Below are 6,026 nucleotides of genomic sequence, written 5' to 3'. Positions count from 1 at the left end.
GGGGCCGGGCCGGCCGCGTCGACGGCGCCACCGATGGAGTAGTTGGAGGAGACGGTCTTGTCCTCGCCGGGGCCGTCGCTCTTCCCGTCCCCTCCGCCGCCCCCGCCTCCTCCTCCGCTGCTGCACGCCGAGACCACCAAGGCCCCGGCGGCCAGGGCCACGACGTACGGGACCCTGCGGTCGAGTCTCCTCATGGGGTGCACCTGCCTGTCCGTGTGGTGACGTGATCGGCGCTTGTCCGGCTGTTCAGCGTTGGGTCCGGGGGTCGAACGCGTCCCGGACGGAGTCCCCGAGGAGGTTGAAGGCCACCACGAAGATGATCATCGCGATCCCGGGGAAGAAGATGTAGGTGATGTCGCTCTCGTAGTACTTGGCGCCGTTGGCGAACATCCGCCCCCAGTCGGGGGTGGGCTCCACGATGCCGACGCCGATGAAGGAGAGCCCCGCCTCCGCCGTGACCAGGGCGGGGAGCATCAGGGTGGACTGGACGAGGATCGGCGTCCAGAGGTTGGGCAGCAGCTCCCTGGTGATGATCCGCCACGGCGACGCGCCCGTCACCTTCGCCGCCTCCACGAACTCCCGCTCCCGCAGGCTCAGTACCTGCCCGCGCAGCAGCCGCGCCAACCCCATCCAGCCCAGCGCCCACAGCACCACGATCAGGGTCACCACCCTGAGGTACGTCGGGGTCTCCTTCTCCGGGCTCACGAACAGCGCGTAGACGACCGGGGTGAACGCGACGAACGACAACTGCTGTGGAAAGGCCAGCAGCAGGTCGATGAACCGGCCCAGGAAGTAGTCCGTCCGCCCGCCGACGTACCCGGCCGTCACCCCGATCAGCACCCCCGTCACCACGCACAGCACGGTCGCCGCCGCGGCGATCAGCAGCGAGGTACGAATGCCGTAGACCAACTGCGTCAGGACGTCCCGCCCCAGCGTCGGCTCGATGCCGAACCAGAACCGGCCGGAGATCCCCCCGTTGGGGGCGACCGGGTAGCCGTACTCGTTGAGCAGCCCGGTCTCGTCCAGCCCGTACGTCGTCGTCGGGTCCTTCCCGTACACCATCGAGATCAGCGGGGCCGCCGCCGCGACGGCGAAGAAGAACACGACGACGCAGGCCGACACGACACCGGCGCGGTCCCGTCTGAAGCGCAGCCACATGAGGCGGCCGGGGGAGCGGCCCGCCAGTTCCGGGGCGGGGGCGATCAGGGTAGGACTCGTCATCGTGCGGCCCCCCGCTGAGTGGCGTCGGTTGCACGGGACTGTGGCAACGGCGTTACCGCGCAGTCAAGAGGGCTGCGGCGGGTGGTGCGGAATCGTGAGGGCCCGGACCCCGAGCGCACCTGCGGTGCGCGTCCTCAAACGCCGGACGGGCTGATTCAGCCCGTCCGGCGTGTGAGGACAACCGCGCGGAGCGCGGTGTCAGGGGGACCGGGGGGCTTGCCCCCGGGAATCGGCGACGGGGCGGGACCGGGGCACCCTCACCTGCCCAGCGACCGCCGCAGGAAGTCCACCTGCAACAGCAACAGGTTCTCGGCCACCTGCTCCTGCGGAGTCATATGCGTCACCCCGGACAGCGGCAAAACCTCATGCGGCCGCCCTTCGGAAAGCAACGCCGACGACAGTCGCAACGCATGCGCCACCACCACATTGTCATCCGCCAGCCCATGAATGATCATCAACGGCCGCCGCTCCGGAGCGGCCCCCGACAAGCCCCGCTCGCCGACGAGCGAGTTCCGCTCGTACACCTCGGGCTGTTCCGAAGGCATCCCGAGGTACCGCTCGGTGTAGTGCGTGTCGTACAGCCGCCAGTCGGTGACCGGCGCCCCCGCGATCCCCGCGTGGAAGACGTCGGGGCGGCGGAGGACGGCGAGACCGGCCAGGTAGCCGCCGTAGGACCAGCCGCGGATGGCGACGCGCCCGAGGTCCAGCGGGAAGCGGTCGGCGAGGCCGTGGAGGGCGTCGACCTGGTCGTCGAGGGTGACGCCGGCGAAGTCGTCGCGGATCGCCTTCTCCCAGGCGGGGGACGTGTGCGGGGTGCCCCGCCCGTCGGCGACGACCACCGCGAACCCCTGGTCGGCGAACCACTGGGAGGTGAGATGCGCGTTGTGCGCGGCGACGACCCGCGGGCCGTGGGGTCCCCCGTAGGGGTCCATCAGGACGGGCAGCGGCCCGTCACCCTCCCGGTACCCGGTCGGCAGCAGCACGGCACACGGGATCCCGCGATCCCCCGCCCGGGTGAACTGGGGGCGCGCGGAGAGCACGGGGGTCTCGGCGAACGACGCCACGGTGGCGACGGGCTTGCCGTCCCGCAGGACGACGGCCTCGCTCCCCGGGCGGTCCGGCACGGCCGAGACCAGCACCATGACCGCCCCTGAGCGCACCGCGGCGTGCCGCCCGTGCCCCTCGGAGAGCCGTTCCGCGCCCCCCTCGCCGATTCGCCAGACGTGCGACGCGCCCGGCTCCGGATCGTCCGCGGCCGCCCCGGCGGACGCGCTGACCAGCACCGATTCCTCGGTGATGTCGAGCACCGCGTGGACGAACAACTCGGGCCCGGTGAGCGCCCGTTCACCGACGACCAGGGCGCGCGCCCCGTCCGCGTCCGCGATCCGCACCAGCCGGCCGTCCGGCGTCCAGGCGGGCACACCGGGGAACAGATCCAGCCATTTCGACGGGTCCTCCTCGGTGAGGAGCGCACGGGTGGCGCCGGTGGCGGTGTTCACCTCCAGGACGGCCTGCGTGCGCTGGTCGCGAGCCTGCACCAGCAGCAGCGGCGGGCCGCCCGCGGACCAGTGCACCCGGGCCAGGTACGGGAAGCGGGCGCGGTCCCACGCGATGTCCGTGCGGGAGCCGTCCAGGCCGAGCAGGGCCAGTGAGACGTCCGCGTTCGGGGTGCCGGCGGCGGGATAGGCGACCTCGGCCGGCGCCTCGGCGGGCCGGGCGGGGTCGGCGATCCACCAGCGCTCGACGGGCGTCTCGTCCACCCGCGCCGCCAGCAGGGCCGTGCCGTCCGGGGACCACCAGAAGCCGCGCGAGCGGTCCATCTCCTCCGCCGCGATGAACTCCGCGAGCCCCCAGGTGACGTCCGCCGACTCCGGCTCGGCCAGCGGCCGGTCACCGCCGCCGTCCGCCTCCACGACGCGCAGCGCCCCGCCCGCCACGTATGCGACGTGCCGGCCGTCGGGCGACGGCCGCGGGTCCGCGACCGGGCCGGGGACGGGGAGTTCGGCGGCGCTGCCGCCCTGGAGCTCGGCGACGAAGAGCCGCCCCGACAGCGCGAAGGCCGCCAACTCGGCGGCGGCGTCCACCGCGTAGCCCACGATGCCCGCCGACCCCTCGCGCGCCCGCTCGCGCCGCGCGCGCTCCTCGGGCGACAACTCCTCCTCCGCGCCGCCCAGCAGCGCCGCGGGATCGCCCGCGGGATACTCCCGGCCGTCGTCGAGATCGAGCACCCACAGCGCATGGGAGCGGTCGGTGCCGGAGCGGGAGCGCAGGAAGACGACGCGCGAGCCGTCCGGTGCCACGGTGAACGCGCGTGGCGCGCCCAGGGTGTAGCGCTGCGTCCTGGCGTACTGGCGGGGGAACGAGAGCTGTCCGGTCATGCGGGCGAGCCTAGGGCCGCCGGGTGCCGCGCGGCGAGAAGTCACCGTGCGCCCCGGGCGCGCTCCTGTGCACCGAGTCACGGGAGCTGTGCGGATAGTTATGATCCTTCACGCAGAGGGGGCGTCCCCGTACCGCGTCCCCGCCTTCCCGCCGCGTGCCCCCACGGGTCCGTGCGCGCCGTTCGACCTGCCGTCCGTCTGCCGTCCGTTCGACCGCGTATCTGGAGGTGAACCGCTGTGGCACTCTCGATTTCGGCGGTGGTGCTGCTGGCGATCATCGTCATCCTGCTGTGCCGGAAGTCGGGGCTGAAGGCGGGCCACGCCGCGATCTGCGTGCTGCTGGGGTTCTACCTCGCGAGCTCGACCGTCGCCCCCACCCTGCACCAGCTGACGAAGAGCGTCACCGCGATGATCGGCGGCATCAAGTTCTGACCGGCCGCCCGACGGGGAACGGTCGGGGACGGTCGAGGAACGGCCGGAGCGCGGCCGAGGAGCGCCCGGTCGGCCCCGCGGTCGGCTGCCGTCCGGTGCCCTCCGGCTCGTAGGCTGTTCCCATGACCGACCTTCCCGGCCGCCGGCTGCTCCTGGTGCACGCGCACCCGGACGACGAATCGATCAACAACGGCGCGACCATGGCCAAGTACGCGGCCGAGGGTGCCCACGTCACCCTGGTGACCTGCACGCTCGGCGAGGAGGGCGAGGTGATCCCGCCGGGCCTCGCCCACCTCGCGGCCGACCGGGAGGACGCCCTCGGCGCCCACCGCGCCGGCGAACTGGCCGCCGCGATGCAGGAGCTCGGCGTCACCGACCACCGCTTCCTGGGTGGCCGGGGGCGCTACCGGGACTCCGGGATGATGGGCGCCCCGCAGAACGACCGGCCCGGCAGCTTCTGGAGAGCCGACGTCGACGAGGCCGCCGCGTACCTCGTTGAGGTGATTCGCGAGGTCCGGCCGCAGGTGCTGGTCACCTACGACCCGCACGGCGGCTACGGCCACCCCGACCACATCCAGGCGCACCGCGTGGCCATGCGCGCGGTGGAGCTGGCGGCCGAGACCGCGTTCCGCCGGGACCTGGGCGCCCCCCACGCGGTGGCGAAGGTCTACTGGAATTGCGTGCCCCGCTCGGTCGTCGAGGCCGGTTTCGCGCGGCTGCGCGAGGCCGCTGCGGCGGGCGAGGGGCGTCCGTTCCCCGGCGTCGCCGCGCTCGACGACGTACCGGGCGTCGTCCCGGACGATGAGGTGACGGCCGTCCTGCCCACCACTCCGCACCTCGCCGCGAAGGCGGCGGCCATGCGGGCGCACGCCACCCAGATCGTGGTGGACGGTCACTTCTTCGCCCTCTCCAACGACCTGGGCCAGCCGCTCCTCGCCGAGGAGTGTTACCGCCTCGTCCGCGGCAAGGCGGCGTCCGCGCGTGAGGACGACCTGTTCGCGGGGCTTGTGGGCACGGCGGACGCGGCGGAGCGCGTCGAAGGGCCGGGTGCGGCATGCTGACCGGCACCCTGACGGCCGGGAAGGTCGCCTCCCACCTCGGTCTCCTCGTCCTCGGCTTCCTGGTGGGTATCGCGGGCGCGCTGGTGCAAGGCGCCTGGTTCCCCGGCGGGTTGCTGCTCGCCCTGCTGGCCGTCGGCGGGCTCTGCTACGGCGGACGGGCGCTCACGGGCGGCCGGACGGGAGCCGCGGTGGGCGGCGTCGGCTGGCTGCTCGCGGTGCTGCTGCTCGCCCTCAACCGCCCCGAAGGGGACTTCCTTTTCGAGGCCGGACTCGGGGCGAACGTCTTCATGCTGGGCGGGATGGTCGTCGTTGTGATCTGCGCCACCCTGGTGCGGAATCCGCAACCGAACGCGCGCGACAGCCGACTTGGCTCGTGAGGCGACTGTTTTGTCCGGCGTTTCGCCTGACTTTTCCTTGATGTCGCCCGCCCCCGTGCGGGCCGCGACGGTGCGTATCGCCTGCGGGCGGCCGGGGTATCCGGCGGTCGTCAAGTGCGCGCCCGCGGTGCCCAGTATGGTGGTGGCGCCGCCGAGCCCCCCTGACCTTGGGCATGGGCGACCCCGGAGAGGTCGGAGGGCGGCGGAGAATAACCGGGAGAACCTGCTTTGAGCCGAGAATCTGACAGTCCGTCCTCCGGGCCCCAGGGCCGCGGGGGCGCCGCGTATCCGTCGGGGACTCAGCCCTACGGATCCGCGGGTGACGGCCGGCCGCACACCGGCCGCAAGCCGGACGCGCCGAAGACCGAGACCACGCTGACCACGCGGATCCGCATCAACATCCCGGGTTCGCGTCCCATCCCGCCGGTGGTCATGCGCACGCCAGTAGGCGACGAGGCGCAGGCCGGCGAGGCCCCCGAGGTGCCCGAGGCCCCGCAGGGCGCCGCGCGGCAGCGCGAGGCCGAGGAGCGGCCGCGGGCCGCCGCGCCCGCCCGGCG

At 73.3% G+C, this 6,026-nt stretch carries 5 protein-coding genes and 2 pseudogenes; 4 read left to right on the top strand and 3 right to left on the bottom strand.

What is annotated here, in order from left to right; all coding sequences use genetic code 11:
• The 3 genes and pseudogenes from JNW98_RS33555 to JNW98_RS33545 form a co-directional block, all read right to left on the bottom strand.
• Positions 1-194, bottom strand: a pseudogene (locus tag JNW98_RS33555) (ABC transporter substrate-binding protein); the annotation flags it as partial.
• A gap of 52 nt (positions 195-246) precedes the next feature.
• Positions 247-1,221, bottom strand: a complete 975-nt coding sequence (locus JNW98_RS33550; RefSeq protein ID WP_223772074.1) for an ABC transporter permease — start codon at positions 1,219-1,221, stop codon at positions 247-249.
• Between the two features lie 257 nt (positions 1,222-1,478).
• The gene (locus tag JNW98_RS33545) at positions 1,479-3,599 is read right to left on the bottom strand and encodes a prolyl oligopeptidase family serine peptidase (RefSeq protein WP_223772073.1); all 2,121 of its coding nucleotides are present in this window, start codon (positions 3,597-3,599) and stop codon (positions 1,479-1,481) included.
• Positions 3,600-3,836: 237 nt separating this feature from the next.
• Here JNW98_RS33545 and JNW98_RS33540 point away from each other — a divergent pair, with 237 nt between their 5' ends.
• From JNW98_RS33540 to JNW98_RS33525, 4 genes and pseudogenes are all read left to right on the top strand, one after another.
• A complete protein-coding gene (locus JNW98_RS33540; RefSeq protein ID WP_004954526.1) occupies positions 3,837-4,031 on the top strand; it encodes a hypothetical protein in 195 nt (64 codons plus the stop codon).
• 122 nt (positions 4,032-4,153) lie between these two features.
• Positions 4,154-5,092, top strand: coding sequence for an N-acetyl-1-D-myo-inositol-2-amino-2-deoxy-alpha-D-glucopyranoside deacetylase (mshB, locus tag JNW98_RS33535; RefSeq protein WP_223772072.1), 939 nt, complete (start codon positions 4,154-4,156; stop codon positions 5,090-5,092).
• Positions 5,086-5,469, top strand: a complete 384-nt coding sequence (locus tag JNW98_RS33530; protein WP_223772071.1) for a DUF6113 family protein — start codon at positions 5,086-5,088, stop codon at positions 5,467-5,469. The genes mshB and JNW98_RS33530 overlap by 7 nt, the downstream gene beginning before the upstream one ends.
• A gap of 228 nt (positions 5,470-5,697) precedes the next feature.
• Positions 5,698-6,026: pseudogene (locus tag JNW98_RS33525) on the top strand (hypothetical protein); the annotation flags it as partial.

The sequence above is a fragment of the Streptomyces huiliensis genome, from assembly GCF_020037025.1.
Taxonomy (GTDB): domain Bacteria; phylum Actinomycetota; class Actinomycetes; order Streptomycetales; family Streptomycetaceae; genus Streptomyces; species Streptomyces huiliensis.
This window is presented reverse-complemented; position numbering and strand designations above follow the sequence as displayed.

Bases quoted from the DNA above. Each gene is read 5' to 3' on its own strand.
- JNW98_RS33550 (WP_223772074.1), bottom strand. From the start codon at position 1,221: ATGACGAGTCCTACCCTGATCGCCCCCGCCCCGGAACTGGCGGGCCGC.
- JNW98_RS33545 (WP_223772073.1), bottom strand. From the start codon at position 3,599: ATGACCGGACAGCTCTCGTTCCCCCGCCAGTACGCCAGGACGCAGCGC.
- mshB (WP_223772072.1), top strand. From the start codon at position 4,154: ATGACCGACCTTCCCGGCCGCCGGCTGCTCCTGGTGCACGCGCACCCG.
- JNW98_RS33530 (WP_223772071.1), top strand. From the start codon at position 5,086: ATGCTGACCGGCACCCTGACGGCCGGGAAGGTCGCCTCCCACCTCGGT.